13 protein-coding genes are annotated in these 15,016 nt (G+C 59.0%); 9 read left to right on the top strand and 4 right to left on the bottom strand.

The window, feature by feature from the left end:
• Positions 1–82 precede the first annotated feature (82 nt).
• The 4 genes from Q4Q11_RS26765 to Q4Q11_RS26750 all read left to right on the top strand — a co-directional run bounded on the left by Q4Q11_RS26765 (position 83) and on the right by Q4Q11_RS26750 (position 3,555).
• The gene (locus tag Q4Q11_RS26765) at positions 83–664 is read left to right on the top strand and encodes a thymidine kinase (protein ID WP_112506104.1); all 582 of its coding nucleotides are present in this window, start codon (positions 83–85) and stop codon (positions 662–664) included.
• A gap of 72 nt (positions 665–736) precedes the next feature.
• Positions 737–1,123: a c-type cytochrome gene (locus Q4Q11_RS26760; protein ID WP_498571360.1), complete on the top strand. Its 387-nt coding sequence runs from the start codon at positions 737–739 to the stop codon at positions 1,121–1,123.
• Positions 1,124–1,194: 71 nt separating this feature from the next.
• Positions 1,195–2,217: a hypothetical protein gene (locus Q4Q11_RS26755; protein ID WP_498571359.1), complete on the top strand. Its 1,023-nt coding sequence runs from the start codon at positions 1,195–1,197 to the stop codon at positions 2,215–2,217.
• A 198-nt stretch (positions 2,218–2,415) separates the two neighbouring features.
• Complete coding sequence (locus tag Q4Q11_RS26750; protein ID WP_112506096.1) at positions 2,416–3,555, top strand: DUF2333 family protein; 1,140 nt, start codon at positions 2,416–2,418, stop codon at positions 3,553–3,555.
• 169 nt (positions 3,556–3,724) lie between these two features.
• Here the strand turns inward: Q4Q11_RS26750 and Q4Q11_RS26745 are convergent, their stop codons facing one another.
• Positions 3,725–4,456 carry a helix-turn-helix transcriptional regulator gene (locus Q4Q11_RS26745; RefSeq protein WP_498571358.1) on the bottom strand — a complete coding sequence of 244 codons (732 nt, stop codon included), beginning with the start codon at positions 4,454–4,456 and terminating at the stop codon, positions 3,725–3,727.
• A gap of 262 nt (positions 4,457–4,718) precedes the next feature.
• The gene (locus Q4Q11_RS26740; RefSeq protein ID WP_498571357.1) at positions 4,719–5,042 is read right to left on the bottom strand and encodes a hypothetical protein; all 324 of its coding nucleotides are present in this window, start codon (positions 5,040–5,042) and stop codon (positions 4,719–4,721) included.
• Between Q4Q11_RS26740 and Q4Q11_RS26735 the strand changes: the two genes are divergently transcribed.
• Complete coding sequence (locus Q4Q11_RS26735) at positions 5,041–5,991, top strand: COG3904 family protein (RefSeq protein ID WP_498571356.1); 951 nt, start codon at positions 5,041–5,043, stop codon at positions 5,989–5,991. The two genes, Q4Q11_RS26740 and Q4Q11_RS26735, sit on opposite strands and share 2 nt — an antisense overlap.
• Positions 5,992–6,005: 14 nt before the next feature.
• Here Q4Q11_RS26735 and Q4Q11_RS26730 read toward each other — a convergent pair whose 3' ends face one another.
• The gene (locus Q4Q11_RS26730) at positions 6,006–6,521 is read right to left on the bottom strand and encodes a TIGR00645 family protein (protein WP_112506085.1); all 516 of its coding nucleotides are present in this window, start codon (positions 6,519–6,521) and stop codon (positions 6,006–6,008) included.
• Between the two features lie 169 nt (positions 6,522–6,690).
• Between Q4Q11_RS26730 and Q4Q11_RS26725 the strand changes: the two genes are divergently transcribed.
• Positions 6,691–8,370 carry a formate--tetrahydrofolate ligase gene (locus Q4Q11_RS26725; RefSeq protein WP_113217313.1) on the top strand — a complete coding sequence of 560 codons (1,680 nt, stop codon included), beginning with the start codon at positions 6,691–6,693 and terminating at the stop codon, positions 8,368–8,370.
• A gap of 160 nt (positions 8,371–8,530) precedes the next feature.
• Positions 8,531–9,376 (top strand): protein-L-isoaspartate O-methyltransferase family protein, encoded by an 846-nt coding sequence (locus tag Q4Q11_RS26720; protein WP_498571355.1) that lies wholly within the window; start codon positions 8,531–8,533, stop codon positions 9,374–9,376.
• Between the two features lie 39 nt (positions 9,377–9,415).
• Here the strand turns inward: Q4Q11_RS26720 and Q4Q11_RS26715 are convergent, their stop codons facing one another.
• The gene (locus Q4Q11_RS26715) at positions 9,416–10,258 is read right to left on the bottom strand and encodes an extensin family protein (RefSeq protein ID WP_498571354.1); all 843 of its coding nucleotides are present in this window, start codon (positions 10,256–10,258) and stop codon (positions 9,416–9,418) included.
• A gap of 275 nt (positions 10,259–10,533) precedes the next feature.
• Between Q4Q11_RS26715 and Q4Q11_RS26710 the strand changes: the two genes are divergently transcribed.
• Together Q4Q11_RS26710 and Q4Q11_RS26705 are read left to right on the top strand one after the other, a co-directional pair.
• The gene (locus tag Q4Q11_RS26710; protein ID WP_498571353.1) at positions 10,534–12,762 is read left to right on the top strand and encodes a TonB-dependent hemoglobin/transferrin/lactoferrin family receptor; all 2,229 of its coding nucleotides are present in this window, start codon (positions 10,534–10,536) and stop codon (positions 12,760–12,762) included.
• 422 nt (positions 12,763–13,184) lie between these two features.
• Positions 13,185–14,708, top strand: a complete 1,524-nt coding sequence (locus Q4Q11_RS26705; RefSeq protein WP_498571352.1) for an ABC-F family ATP-binding cassette domain-containing protein — start codon at positions 13,185–13,187, stop codon at positions 14,706–14,708.
• The last annotated feature ends 308 nt before the right edge of the window (positions 14,709–15,016 follow it).

Genomic DNA, 15,016 nt, shown 5'->3' with positions numbered 1-15,016 from the left:
CCGGTCAAACCACATCCGAACCCAGGGAAAGGCCACCGGTTGAAGGTGTTCTACCCCTTGTGTTCTTTCATTGGAGAATGTCATGGCCAAGCTTTATTTCCATTATTCGACGATGAATGCCGGCAAATCGACCATGCTGCTGCAGGCCGCCTACAATTACCAGGAACGCGGCATGCGCACGGCGGCCTTTATCGCGGCGCTCGACGATCGCGCCGGCCGGGGCATGATCGCCTCCCGTATCGGCCTAACGATGGATGCCATACCGTTCGATATCAGCGACGATCTTTACGCAATGGTCGAGGAGATGCAAGCCGGCGAGCCGCTGGCCTGTGTCTTCGTCGATGAAGCCCAGTTTCTGTCGCGGGAGCAGGTCTGGCAGCTTGCCCATGTCGTCGACCGTCTCGGACTGCCGGTCATGACCTACGGGTTGCGGACGGACTTTCATGGGCGATTGTTTCCCGGGTCGCAGGAGCTGCTGACCATCGCGGACGAATTGCGCGAGGTGCGGACGATTTGTCATTGCGGACGCAAGGCGACAATGGTCGTGCGGCTGGGTGCCGACGGCAAGGTCGTGCGCGAGGGAGCACAGATCGAGATCGGCGGCAGCGACAAATATGTCTCGCTGTGCCGCCATCATTGGGAAGAGGCGATTACATGCGAATGAACGCCATCATCCGGCCGTGACATCGGCCGGCATCTGGCCGCAGATTGAAGCCGGGCCTGATCGGGAGGGACGATGAGACTGCTTTGTCTGGTATCGGCGGCCATTGTGCTTGCCCCGGCGTCTTCCGCGCTTGCGGATGGAGATGCGGTCGCAGGCGCCGTCGTTTTCAAGAAATGCGGCGCCTGTCATACGGCCACTGCGCCCGACAATCGCGTCGGTCCCTCCTTGATTGATATCGTCGGGCGGCCTGTCGCAAGCGCACCGAATTATATCTATTCGCCGGCTATGAAAGCACTCGGGGCGGATGGCAAAGTCTGGGATGAAACGCTGTTGCGGACGTATTTGCCGGCGCCGCAGTCCCTGGTCAAGGGCACCAGGATGACGTTCCCCGGCCTGAAGAGCGACAGAGACCTCGACAATCTGATCGCCTATCTGAAAAATCCAGCCGCTGCGCAATAATTGTTTCGAGCATTTTCTTCGCCGGCGGAAGCAGCTAGTCTCGCCCCAGAGGCAGGGGAGAGAATGCTTCCATGGTCAAGTCTCATTCCTTCGATGACATGCTCGACAAGGCGCGTGCGACGCTTGAAGACGCCATAAACGCCGCGAACTCGGCTGTAGCGGTGCTGGCTGGCCATGCCAGGGGCGATGAGCGCGTCGAAACCATCAATTTCCCTGTCGAGGAAGCTCTGGTGCGCGAGGCCACCGAGCTGCTGGACCGCTGGAAATCGCTGGCCCTGTCGCTGGTCAAGGAACTGGATCGCGCAACCGAACAGGCGGATATGCAGCATCGGCGGCGGTTCGATGAAAAGGTCGGCCTTGAAAATGCGAGTTTGCTTGGAAGGACGGTGGCGCGAACCCCCATGAAGCCGGAGGCAATCGCGGCCGATCTCGATGCAATCCTGGATATTTCGGCGGAACTCGATCTTCTCTTCAAGGAGGCTCGGCCCGCGTTCTCACGCTGCTTCCATGATTGCGAACTCCATCTCGAAGGCGTCATAGAGCGCCGGCGAAAAGTTGACTTCGAGATTGAGGAGATGCAGCGGCGGGCCGATGCTTTGACCGAGAAGCTCATGTACCAGCGACGCAACCGCCCGTCCTCGCGCCATGCCGATCTGCAATCCGAGCAGGAGGCGGATTATCGCGCGCTGCTTGCCGAGCAGGACGATATCCGCGGGCAGGAGCAGCGGCTTCAGTCGGGCCGGACGGTACGGCAGCGCCTCATCGACATCTACGAAAGGCTGGCGGCTGCCTTGAACGGCCAAGTGGCCGCCATCAGTGCGATGGCAAGCAAGCTGACTGTCGATATCGAGCAGCGCATTGCCTTGCTCAAGGCATTGGCAGCGGAAGCGAGCCCCTCATCAGCCACGGTCGCGCGAACGGCCGCGGTCGAGAGCCTGATCCAGTCCTTCGAGGCGAACGTGCTGGCCGGGCAGGGCCTGGCGGCACGCAAGGCACATGTCGATGCCGTGTTCACGAGGCGGCTGGAGCCGCACCTGCTGCCTGCGCCCAGAGAGATGGACAGGGCGGCGGACGAAGCGCAACCGGAGGGTTGATTGCTGGCCGGCGTCGAAAATTCTGTGCAGACTGTTGTTGTTTTTCCTGAGAACACATATTTGCTGGAACGCGAGTGGCAATAAGGCCTTATGGTGCGGAAGCCGGAGAAGGTTTTCGGAAAGACCGTTGCCGCAGGCTCAGTATGGTGCGTCCTTCGCGTGTGGCAGGATGCGCGGTGTGGTTTAGGAGACGTGTCCATGCTCGACTCGATCGCGGCGTTTTTCAAGCGCATCCGGACCGCCATTGCGCGATGGATCGGATTGGTCTTCGTCGGGATCGCGTGGCCATTTCTTGCGGCACATGGCTGGTATCGGCAACGCAACTGGATGATCAAGCTGCCGCTCGCCGCCGCCGTGGCGCTGTTGGCTCTGCTTTACATCTATTTCATCTGGCAGACGCAGGTTTGGACCGGGTTCAATACGGCCTATCCCGACGTCTACAAATTCTCCGAGCGCAAATACTCCGCCGGGCAGGAATTGCCGGCAACGGAAGGCCAGCAGGCTGCCGCAACCGCATCCAAAACCTGCCAGACCTCGGCTGTCGTCGATGTTGCCACCGATCTGATCGACTTCAACGTCAACCAGAATGCCTGGATCTCTTCCATGCTGCTCTATAAGCTCGGGCTGTTCGGCATATCGTGGGACGATACGCCCTTCCTCGACAACAAGGCTTCCTTTCAGCGAGGCATAAACTCGGTGGTTCGGCGCACTTCGGCGGAGCTGGTCGATACGCTGGGCCGCGTGCGCGGAACGTCGGGCATCAACAGCGATCTGCAGAAGGCGCGCGGCAATCTGCAATTCGACGAATCGAGCTGGTATTTCGGTCTGCATCCTTTTGGGCCGAAGACGCCGAGCCCAAGCTATTATCGTACTGCAATGGCCAATCTGCGCAGCTTCAACACCGACCTCGGCAACTGCAAGGCGATCTTCGATGGACGCGCCGACAATCTCCTGCAGTTCGTCGACCATATTGCCAACGACCTTGGCAGCACGGCCGACATATTGGCGAGACGGGCTGCAGATCATAGCTATGGCTGGCTGGACATGCGAGCCGACGACCGCTTCTGGTTTGCCTACGGCCAGCTCTACGCCAGTTATGGTATTCTGACCGCGGCGCGCGCCGATTTCCAGCAGGTGATCGCCGAGCGCAACGTCGGCGCGCTCTGGGCTGACGTCACAACGCAATTGCAGGCAGCCTTGCGCATTCAGCCCTTCATCATTTCGAACGGACCCGAGGACAGCTCCTTCATGCCGAGCCATCTCGCAACCATGGGATTCCATATCCTGCGGGTGCGATCGAGCCTCGTCGAAATCCGCACGGTTTTGGGTGGCCGTTAAGCGCGTTTTGGCCCTTGGCTTGGCTCCTCACGGAAACCCTGAACTGTTCTATCTTATTGTTTGTACGCGATTCCGGATGGAAAGCCGCTGCGACCATTTCCTGAAATAGCTTTAACGGATATGTGGCCCTAGTCGACCGAACCCGATTTCGAATTGGGGCTTGGAAGAATCAGCTGATGAATTTCAGCCGAATGGCTTTGGCGACGAGCTGCGTGCGGTTGACGCAATCGAGCTTCTTGATCGCATTCATCATATAGGCGTTGACCGTATGATCGGAAAGCGAAAGGATCTGGCCGATCTCGACCGAGGTCTTGCCCTGGGCTGTCCAGCGAACCACTTCGAGCTCGCGGGCCGAAAGCGAGTGCGGTGCAGCGCTATCGTTTCGCTTCAGACAATTATAGGAATCGAGCGCCTGCAGCATGATCAGCGTGAGCTCGTTGATTTCGCTCTGGCTGAGATTGTTGCGATTGCCCATGAACCAGAAGAGCAGCCGTTGGCCATCCGGGGAGTTGATTGGGATGATGACGCTCATCGGACAATTATAATTGATCAGCAGCGTATGAAGCTCATGCGGCAGATCAGCGTGCGTCTCGGAGCCTTTCTCCAGCAGATGCCAGAAGCGCGGCATCACCGAGTCGCGCGTGCACTGCAGCATCGGACAGCGCCGGACGAGCTGGTGGCGATCGAATTCACGCACGAACTGGGCGGGCATTGTCCCTTCGATGAGCAGCGGCATCATCATCGTATCATCGGGAACCGGGGCATTCATGAAAGCCATGTGGCTAAAGCCAAAGGCCGATCCCGTCCGTTCCAGCGCCAGCGCGAAGGCCGCTTGCGTCCGAGCCGCCGCCAACTCGGCAGACAGCAACAATTGTCTCTCGGCAGTGATGATATAGGACATGGAGTAGCGGCGCCCACAGCGTGTTAGCGTTATGAAATACCGGATTTATGAGTGAATGCTAGACGCAAAAATACCACAGGGCCAGAAATAATTTTATTTTCATATATTTTAATATTGGAATACAATGGTTTTCTCAACTTTTCGCCCAAAATGGGCAATATGTGCGGAAATTGCTCTTCCGCTGCATATATGGCGCCAGGACCATACATTTGGCGTCGCTTGCCGCTTTGAGGGCGCAGCAGTACGAGGCATATTTGCGATATCAGAAGGTGCTTGAAGCGACGTTCAGCACATCATCATGCCGACCGACGGGAGGCGGGGAGTTGATCCAAGACGGGCTCGCGCCTAGCTTCATCGGCTTTTCTGTTTCGTTGATGTTGTCAGCGGCGCCGTTGATCGGACGCTCGTCTTCAGAGATTCCGCGGCGGTCGATCTTGCCTTTTGGAACTCTTCTTTGCAGGACTTGCAACACAGATCGCCAAGAGTTTCGCCAAATGATGCGCCGCAGCGTGAGCGTGTCTTGCGAAGGCCCAAAGCGGTTGCTATCGGTCTTGCCAAAGCAATCGCTTCCAGGCGTATACCTCATGAATCTTCGCTTCTTTCCGCTGCTTGCGGCGCGGTGCAGTCAATCGGTGCTGTGGCTGGTGACGGCCGTTTCGCTGTTGCTGGCTTCACCTGTGTCCGCCGAGCCTGCCGGCGTCACCGGCGGCAAGCCGATGCAGTTCCTGCTCGTTCACGGCGATATGGGGCAATGCCGGGCCGACAACACATGTCCGGATTGGATATCTGCCGAGGGGCAGATCATGGCCGATACGCCGAAGAAGCTGCAGCGGTTCCTGAAACGGCTCGGTGACCAGAAATTGCCTGTTGTCGTCAGTTCGCCCGGCGGCGATGTGAAAGCGGCGATGGAAATGGCCCGCACCATCCGCAAACAGAAGCTCTCCATCGCGGTTGGCCGCACCCGCTCTCGGGCATGTTCCTATGCCGAGCCGATCTGCTCTTCTGCGATTGCGACGGACGGTTCTATCAAGGGGCAGGCATTTTCTTCCGGTGCGATCTGCTTCTCGGCGTGTCCGCTGTTTTTTGCAGGCGGGGTCCAGCGCGTTTCCAGCCCGTTCGCGCTTCTTGGCGTTCATCAGATTACCACGACCTACAGCGAGGTCCGCGTCCGCTACCGCACCGAATACGAGATGGTGAATGGCAAGCGCAAGGTTCTCTCAAGGAAGGAGATCGGACGCAAGTTCGTCGGCAAATACGATACGACGAAGCTGGATAGAGCGCAGCGGGCGCGATTGGTCGGGTTCCTCGACAAGATGGGAATCGACAGAGGGCTTGTCGATGTTATGCTCGGAACGGAGCCGAGCGGAATTCATCTCATTTCGCAGATGGAAGCGCTGAACCTGAAACTGACGACGGAGCTTGCCGATGCCGATGCGCTCGTTTCCGCACGCAACTGCAAGGACGGGCAATCGATCCCAGATTGCGCAACACCGCCGCCGGTGACAAATGCAACGGCGGCGATGGCCGGCAAGTAGACCTCGTTTCGGCGTCAGCCGACCTTGGCTTTGGCTTTTGCCATGATCTTTTCGAGGAATCCCAGCAGCAGTGCCGAGACGACGAAGGCAAGATGGATGATGGTGAACCACATCAGCTTGGCGTTGTCGTACTGAGTGGCATTCAGGAAAATCTGCAGCAGATGGATCGAGGAAATGGCGACGATCGATGAAGCGACCTTGATCTTGAGGCTGCCTGAATCGAGCTTGCCGATGAAGGAAACCTCGCCTCCATTTTCGGCTTCGTCGAAGCGGCTGACGAAATTCTCGTAGCCCGAAATCATTACCATGACGATCAGGCTTGCAACCAGGGCGGCGTCGATGAGGCCGAGGATAGCCAGGATCATATCCGCTTCGTCATACTGGAAGACGTTGATCGTCACCTTATAGAATTTGAAGATGAAAGAGACGGCATAAACGGCGAGCGAGGCTGCAAGACCGAGATAGAAGATCACCAGAAGCCAACGACTGGAGAGGATGATGCGCTCGACCAGCAATTCCAGGGATTTCATATTTCTTCCTTCTGTCTCGGATTAGATTTGGACCCGGTAAATAGGCACGCTTCCATCTCGCAGCAAGACGCGGAGCGTTTCGCGCGAGAGGCTATGCCGCCGCTATTCACACCGGATGGATATTGGTTTATCCCGACAGGCAAATGACCGTATGTTGGGGGCGTGTCTTATGGTGACGGTGGCATCCGATATTGAAATCGCCCGCGCGGCAAAGAAGCTGCCGATCATCGAGGTAGGAGCCAAGCTCGGCATCCCGGCGGAAGATCTGGCACCTTACGGCTATGACAAGGCAAAGATCGGGGCCGGCTTCATAGCGGCCCAGGCCGGAAAGAAGGACGGAAAGCTGATCCTCGTCACAGCGATCAATCCGACGCCTGCGGGCGAAGGCAAGACCACCACCACGGTCGGCCTCGGCGACGGCCTGAATCGCATCGGTAAGAAGGCGGTGGTCTGCGTGCGCGAGGCGTCGCTTGGTCCATGCTTCGGCGTGAAGGGCGGGGCGGCGGGCGGCGGCTATGCGCAGGTCGTCCCCATGGAAGATATCAATCTGCATTTCACCGGCGATTTCCACGCCGTCACCTCCGCGCACAATCTGCTCGCGGCGCTGATCGATAATCACATTTACTGGGGCAACGAGCAGAATATCGATATTCGCCGCGTTACCTGGCGCCGCGCCATGGACATGAACGATCGCGCATTGCGCGATATCGTATCGTCGCTCGGTGGTGTTTCGAACGGCTTTCCGCGCGAAGGCGGCTTCGACATCACCGTTGCTTCCGAAGTCATGGCGATCCTATGCCTGGCATCCGACCTCAAGGATCTGGAAAAGCGGCTCGGTAACATCATCATCGGCTATCGCCGTGACCGAACGCCGGTCTACGCCCGCGACCTGAAGGCCGACGGCGCCATGGCCGTGCTCCTGAAGGACGCCATGCAGCCGAATCTCGTGCAGACGCTGGAAAACAATCCGGCGCTGGTGCATGGCGGCCCCTTCGCCAATATCGCCCATGGCTGCAATTCGGTGATCGCGACGCGCACCGCTTTGAAGCTTGCCGACTACGTGGTGACGGAAGCCGGCTTCGGTGCCGACCTCGGAGCGGAGAAGTTCTTCGATATCAAATGCCGCAAAGCCGGGCTTTCACCGGATGCCGCCGTTATCGTCGCGACCGTGCGGGCGCTGAAGATGAACGGCGGCGTCAAGAAGGACGATCTCGGCAAGGAGGATGTCGGGGCTGTGGTCAAGGGCTGCGCCAATCTCGGCCGGCATGTCGCCAATGTCCGCAAGTTCGGCGTGCCCGTGGTCGTGGCCATCAATCATTTCGTCTCGGACACGCAAGCCGAAATCGAGGCGCTGAAGAATTATGTCGCGCGGCTCGGGGCGGAGGCGATCCTCTGCCGGCACTGGGCCGAGGGGTCGGCCGGCATCGTCGATCTCGCGCTGAAGGTCGTGGAGCTTGCCGAGTCCGGCCAGGCGAAATTCCAGCCGCTCTATCCCGACAATCTCCCGCTGCTGGAGAAGATCGAGATCGTCGCTTCGAAGATCTACCATGCCGGCGAGGTCACGGCGGATAAGGCAGTGCGCGATCAGCTGCGGTCCTGGGAAGATCAGGGCTATGGCCATCTGCCTGTTTGCATGGCGAAGACGCAATATTCCTTCTCGACCGACCCGAACACTCGCGGTGCGCCGGAAGGGCATATCGTGCCGGTTCGCGAGGTGCGGCTGTCGGCGGGCGCAGGCTTCGTCGTCGTCATCACCGGCGAGATCATGACCATGCCCGGCCTGCCGAAGGCGCCGGCGGCGGAGAGGATTTTCCTCAATGATCAAGGCTACATCGAGGGACTGTTTTAAGTTCAGAATCTGATTCCACTTGTCGGTCTGGAAGTGCCGGCTTGGCAGCTTCGCCCGCATCTATTGTCATCCAATTTTGGTAGGATATCTAACGTATTGACCTTGGCGAAATCCGAAACAAATCGGCACGATCCAAGCATCGTTAAGACGGAGACGGATCGTGACTGCTGACGGCCGCGCAAGTCTGGATGAGATACGGGATTTCCATGCGAAGATGATGGCCGCCGCCAGTAATTCTTCCGAGGAAAGGCTGGAGCAGGCCTTTCGCCTCGTCAGGCGGGAGGCATTCATGGGGCCGGGGCCGTGGCAGATCAGGGCCGGTCGCCACTACCTGGAAACCCCAAACGCCGATCCTACGTTCCTCTACCAGAACGTTCTGGTCGCCCTGGACAAGTCCAAGGGCATCAACAATGGCGAGCCGTTTCTCCATGCCGCCTTCCTGGGTGCCGTAGCGCCGCAGCCCGGCGAGACGGTCATTCACATCGGTACGGGGACTGGATATTACACGGCCATTCTGTCGACGCTGGTGACGCCGGGTGGTCATATTCATGCTGTCGAGATCGATGAGGCGTTGGCCAGCCGAACCCGCGACAATCGTGCCTCATTCGAGAACATCTCCGTCATCTGCGCCGATGCGACGACTCGGGAGCTGCCGGAGGCCGATCTCATCTATGTGAATGCCGGTGTCGTGGCGCCGCCGATATCGTGGTTGCAGGCGCTGCGCCTTGGCGGCCGGATCATCATACCTTGGCAGGCGAACGAAAAGGTCGGGCTTGCCGTGATGATCACACGCCGGGAGCAGGGGTTCAGCGCCCGCGCCTTGATGCAGGCCTACTTCATTCCCTGCATCGGGGCCTCCGATCCAGCTCAATCCACAAAAATGCCCGATGGCGGCGAGGCTCGTTCCATCCAGTCGGTTTGGCTCACTCAGGAGCGAGCGCCGGATGAAACGGCAGTTGCGATCTATAGAGACCTATGGTTCTCGAAAGCAGGCCTCGGGGTTTGACGAGGCTCAAAGATCGTCGCGAACAGTCCCGCGCGCATTTCAATGGCAATAGCGGAAGCCGCCATTCCTTTCGATCACGTCGAGATGGAAATGTGTTTCATGCGCGGCGTCGCTCTCCGGATCCAGAACGGTCGTGAAATAGAGGCAAGCAGAAGCGCTGGCCGCACGCTGGAACGCGCCGGTCAGCGTCGGGTCTTCACGGCGCGGCTCGATTGCGACGGTCCTGCCGTTTTCGAAGGTGAAGCTCGCGATGTCGATGGCGTTGCCGCGGGCATGCTCGGAAATCCTGCCGGTGGAGGCATTGTTGCGGAGCCGGCAGACATAGGTCGAGGCCTGATTGATCGTGACGATCTTCCCATTGTCCAATGCAGCGGCGGACGGGATGACGCTTTCCTTCACCCATTGGGCCAAAGCGAGAGCGGCTTCGCAGCGCATTTTCCCTTCAGGCTTGAACGCTATTCCCGGCAGTGGGGAGCTTAGCGCGATCGGCTTGTCGATGCCGCAGCCATTGCCGTCGTCGATGCGGGTGATCTCCTTGAAGGTTGCTCCGAGAGCGGTCAGTTCCTTCAGGCAGGCCTGGTGTTCCTCGTCCGGTTCGGACGCGACGGTCAAAGGCGGGCGGGGAGGGCCTTGCATCTGGCCCGTCGTCTGCTCGCCTGGCTGTGACGCCGGCTTGTCTTCCGGCTGAGCCGTCGGCTTTTCTGCTGGAAGAACAGGTTTGTCCGGTGATGCAGTGGGTTTTTCTGCCGGGATCGGTGCTATGCCATCCGGCTGAACTTGTTCCTGATCCGGTTTTTGTTCTGGTATCGGGCCGGTCTGGGGGAGGGAGGCGGCCGCGAGGAGAATGGCGGCAGAAACAAATGAAACAATTCTAAACAGCATCAAGTAATTCAGCCAATTCTAATGATGATGCCGATAGAACGCGCGAGGCCGTCATTTCGTTGCAATTCAGCAACGTTCGCTCCCTGCCTTTAAACATGATAATTTTATTCATGATTACGGATGGTGAATATATTGACAATACTACTCATGTTTTTTATGCGGCAGAAAGAAGGCGAAATATTTCCCGCCCGTTAACAAGATAACCTAGCCAGCCCCTTGCCTGCTTTTGACGCAGCAACCAGCCAGCCCGGTGAAGCAATTCGAAAGGAATGGTTATGGTTGTCCGACGCTCGCGCTCGGTCCTGTTGGCATGCACCGCGTTTCTGGTCCTTGGGCTGGCGACGGCATCTTTTGCGCAAACCGCTCAGAATGATGAGGCGGCAGGCGAGGCGCCCAAGAGCGATCGCATCACCAATCTGAAACCGATCGTCGTGAAGGGCAAAGGCAAGGCAAACAAGGATGTGCTTGCCGACTCTCCGACCGCCACCGAGACGACGGCCAAGGAAATCGATGAGAAGCAGATCACGCGTATCGAGGATCTCGGCCGCAGCACCGAGGTCGGCGTCGGCTTCAACCGCACCACCGGCGGCGTCAACATTCGTGGCCTAGGCGACGATCGCGTGCTGACGACGATCGACGGCATCGGAATTCCTTTCATGCTCGATGTCGCCCGCGGGGCGGATGGCGGCGCCAGCAGCTTCGATTTCAACGCGCTTTCGAGTGCCAACGTCGTGCGCGGCGCCGATTCCAGCCGAGCCGGTTCCGGCGCCCTCGGCGGCGCCTTCGTGCTTCGTACGCTGGAGCCGGAAGATCTGATTGCGCCCGGCGCTACCTGGGGCGGCATCTTCAAGTTCGGCTATAATGGCGACGACCGCAGCCTCGGCGGCTCAGCGGCGGTTGCCAAACGCATCGACAATACGGCCGTGTTGTTCGAAGGTGGCTATGCGCATGGTCACGAGCTTGAGAACAATGCCGATGTCGGTGGCTATTCGACCAAGCGCACCAAGGCCGATCCGGCCGACCACAATCAGAGAAGCGGCCTCTTCAAGATCCGCCAGTATACCGATATCGGCACCTTCGGCGTCACGGCGGAGCATTATAACAAGGACAAAGACATCGATGCGATGCATTCGCAGAGCCTGACGGGCAACTTCCGTCCGGGCAACTACGATACGACCGACAATATCCAACGCAATCGGGTTTCGCTCGACTACAAATACGACGCTGAAAGTGCCGGCTCCCTCTTCGACACCGCCAATGCCGTCTTCTACTGGCAGAACGTGCTGCGCGAAGAGGGCGTCGACGGCTATCGCTACACCTCCGTCATCGGCGACTATTGGCGCCGCAATGATATGGAGGACCGCAGCATCGGCTTCAACGGCAATGCGTCCAAGTCCTTCGATACCGGCAGCCTGCACCATGAGGTCACGTTTGGCCTCGATGTCGCATTCAGCAAGGTCCACCAGTACTCGGCGGGCGGCGATAGCTGCGCACTTCCTCGCTGGCGTGCCACTTGCGCATTCCTTCATACCAATCAGTCCGATATGCCCGATGTCGACGGCGAGCGCGTCGGCGCCTTTATCGATGACAAGATCGAACTGGGCTCCAGCAATTTCTATCTGACGCCGGGCCTGCGCTTCGACTGGTATGATTACGCGCCGAAGAACACGGCCGCCTATCGCGACAGCGCCAACTATCAAGGCCTGCCGTCGAGCCAATCCGACAGCCGGTTCTCGCCGAAGCTGCGTGCATCCTATGAGCCGCAGGATAATGTCGAGTTCTACGCGCGGTGGGCGATGGCTTTCCGCGCACCCAATGTCAGCGAACTTTACGTCAACTATGGCGTTCCTGGCGGCTATGTCAGCTACGGCAATCCCGACCTGAAGCCGGAGACCAGCAACGGCGTCGAAATCGGCACCAACCTCGGCGATGACGATTTCGGCGGCCATCTCGGCGCCTTCTATAACAAATACAAGAACTTCATCGACTCTTCGTCGCGGGCCGATCCGACCGGCACCTATCCGCTCGGGATTACCGAATACTTCAACCGGGCCAACGTCCGCATGTTCGGCGTCGAGGTCAACGCGCACAAGGCGTTCGACAACGGTATCCACATCAAGGGCGCGCTCGCCTATGTGAACGGCAAGGATTCCGATACCGGTCAATGGATCAATTCCGTGGCTCCCGCCAAGGCGGCCTTCACCGTCGGATATGCGGCCGAGGTCTGGGGGACGGACCTGACCTTCATCACCGCGACTAGCGAACCGAAGAAGACGGGCGACACGCTGCGCACGCCAGGCTACGGCATCTTCGACCTCACCGGCTGGTGGGAGCCGGAGCAGGTGAAGGGCCTCAGCATCCGCGGCGGCATCTACAACATCTTCAACAAGACCTATTACGATGCGCTCAACGCGCCATCCTACAGCGGTTCGCAAACGCAGCCTGCGGCCTATTATTCCGAGCCCGGACGAACCTTCAAGCTGACACTGACTCAGAGGTTCTAATCGGGCTCATCGATGCAGCAAACTTGGGCGATGCTTCGGTGTCGCCCCTTCTTGCCCTCCTGCGTGGCATCCGCCGAGCCTTCCGCAATTGTAAATCGCAGCGTTCAATGCTATTCGAACTGTGCAGTCTTTAACCGTCGAGAGAAAAAGAGAGGAGGACCGTATGACCAAGATAGCCTGGCATATTCGCCAGTTCGGTCCGACTCGTGCCCTGCAGATGCGTTTGCAGGGCTGATCAGAGGCTGTTACTCACTCATTCCTTCTGGTCTGTCCCTTGGGCGACGTGAGCCTGTGCATCTGCGCGGCCGCGTCATGACATGTTTTCGAGCATTGGCCTGCCTGTGGCCATCGACATCGGCGTAACGCGGCAAAAGGAGCCGTCGGCGATGTCTCGAAATGCTCGATCGAGACCGGAAAAGACCATGGTTCTGATCAATCTCCGCAATCTGGGCGCCACCATGAGTGCGCCTCTGTTTTCCAATCTCAGCATTGCCTTGGATGCCGGTGACCGCATCGGTATCGTCGCCGCGAACGGGCGTGGCAAGACCACACTGCTCAACTGTATAGCAGGCAGGCAGGAGCCGACCACAGGCGATATTACGCGCGCCCGGGGCTTGCGCGCCGGTTATGTCGAGCAGAGCGTACCGGCGACGCTGCTCGATATTTCCTTCCATGATGCCGTCCTTCAGGCCTTGCCGAAGGAGCAGGTCGCGAGCGAAAGCTGGCGTGTCGATGTCACTCTCGACTCGCTTGATGTGCCTGCGGCGATGCGGGAGAGGACGCTTGCCCAGCTCAGCGGCGGCTGGCAGCGGCTTGCCATGCTTGCCCGGGTCTGGGTGACGGAGCCCGACATATTGCTGCTCGATGAGCCGACCAATCATCTCGATCTCGCCAAGATCGCGCTGCTGGAGGATTGGCTGAATGCCTTGCCGCGGGACGTGTCCGTCATTATCGCCAGTCACGACCGGGCTTTCCTCGATGCCGTCTGCACCCGGACGCTGTTCCTGCGACAGGACCAGTCGCAGACTTACGTTCTGCCTTACAGCCGCGCGCGGGCGGCGCTGGACGAGGTCGATGCTTCCGACGAGCGCCGTTACCAGAAGGAGATGAAGACGGCGCAGCAGCTTCGCAAGCAGGCGGCCAAGCTCTACAATCTCGGCGTCAATTCCGGCAGCGATCTTTTGACCGTGAAGACGAAGCAGCTGAAGGCGCGGGCGGAGAAGCTGGAGGACAGTGTGAGGCCGGGCTATCGCGAGCGCTCTTCCGGATCGATCAAGCTTGCCAATCGCGGTATCCACGCCAAGGTGCTGCTGACGCTGGAGGATGCCTCGGTGACGACACCTGACGGTACGTTGCTGTTCAAGACCGGCCAGCAGTGGATTTGCCAGGGCGATCGCATGGTGCTGCTCGGGCAAAATGGCGCGGGCAAGACGCGGTTCGTCGAGATGATCCGCAAGGCCATCGCCGATCAGGCTGTCGGCGGTGCGATCAAGCCGACGCCGTCGCTTGTGCTCGGTTACAGCGATCAGGCGCTCTCCAATCTCGCTCAGAAGGACACGCCGCTCGGCATGGTCACGCGTCTGTTCGAACTCGGCGAACAGCGCGCCCGCACGTTACTCGTCGGCGCTGGCATCAACATCGACATGCAGGAGAAAGAAATCGGCCGTCTGTCCGGTGGGCAGACGGCGCGGCTTGCCATGCTGGTGCTGCGGCTGACCAACCCCAACTTCTACCTGCTCGACGAGCCGACCAACCATCTGGATATCGATGGCCAGGAGGCATTGGAGGGCGAGCTGACGGCAAACGAGGCAAGCTGCCTTCTCGTTTCGCACGACCGCAGCTTCGTGCGATCGGTCGGCAATCGCTTCTGGCTGATCGACCGGAAGCGATTGGTCGAAGTGGATGGGCCGGAAGAGTTCTTCGAAGCTGCCAGGGGACAGGAATAGGCGAGGGCCGCGGCGAGCGCGAAGGGTCATCTCGCCCCTGGCGGGCGAGAAAGCAAAAACTTAGGCTTAGATGAGGGCTTGTCCCTCGTCTAAGTCTTAGTTCTTTGCAAGAGAGAGGGTAGGTCAGAAGGACCATATGTTGCGATCTGTTCGCGCAAGAAACAGGCCCCCGCTCTTGCAATTTCAATGGTTTAGAAATTGCGCTAAGCCTTAGACATGCTGAACCTTCGATGTCGCAATTCCTAAACATGGGGTAATCGCGGTCGCGATCTCCCCGGCTCTTTTCCAAGATGATGGTGGAACGGGTG

Source organism: Rhizobium sp. UFLA01-1127, from assembly GCF_059803845.1.
This window is presented reverse-complemented; position numbering and strand designations above follow the sequence as displayed.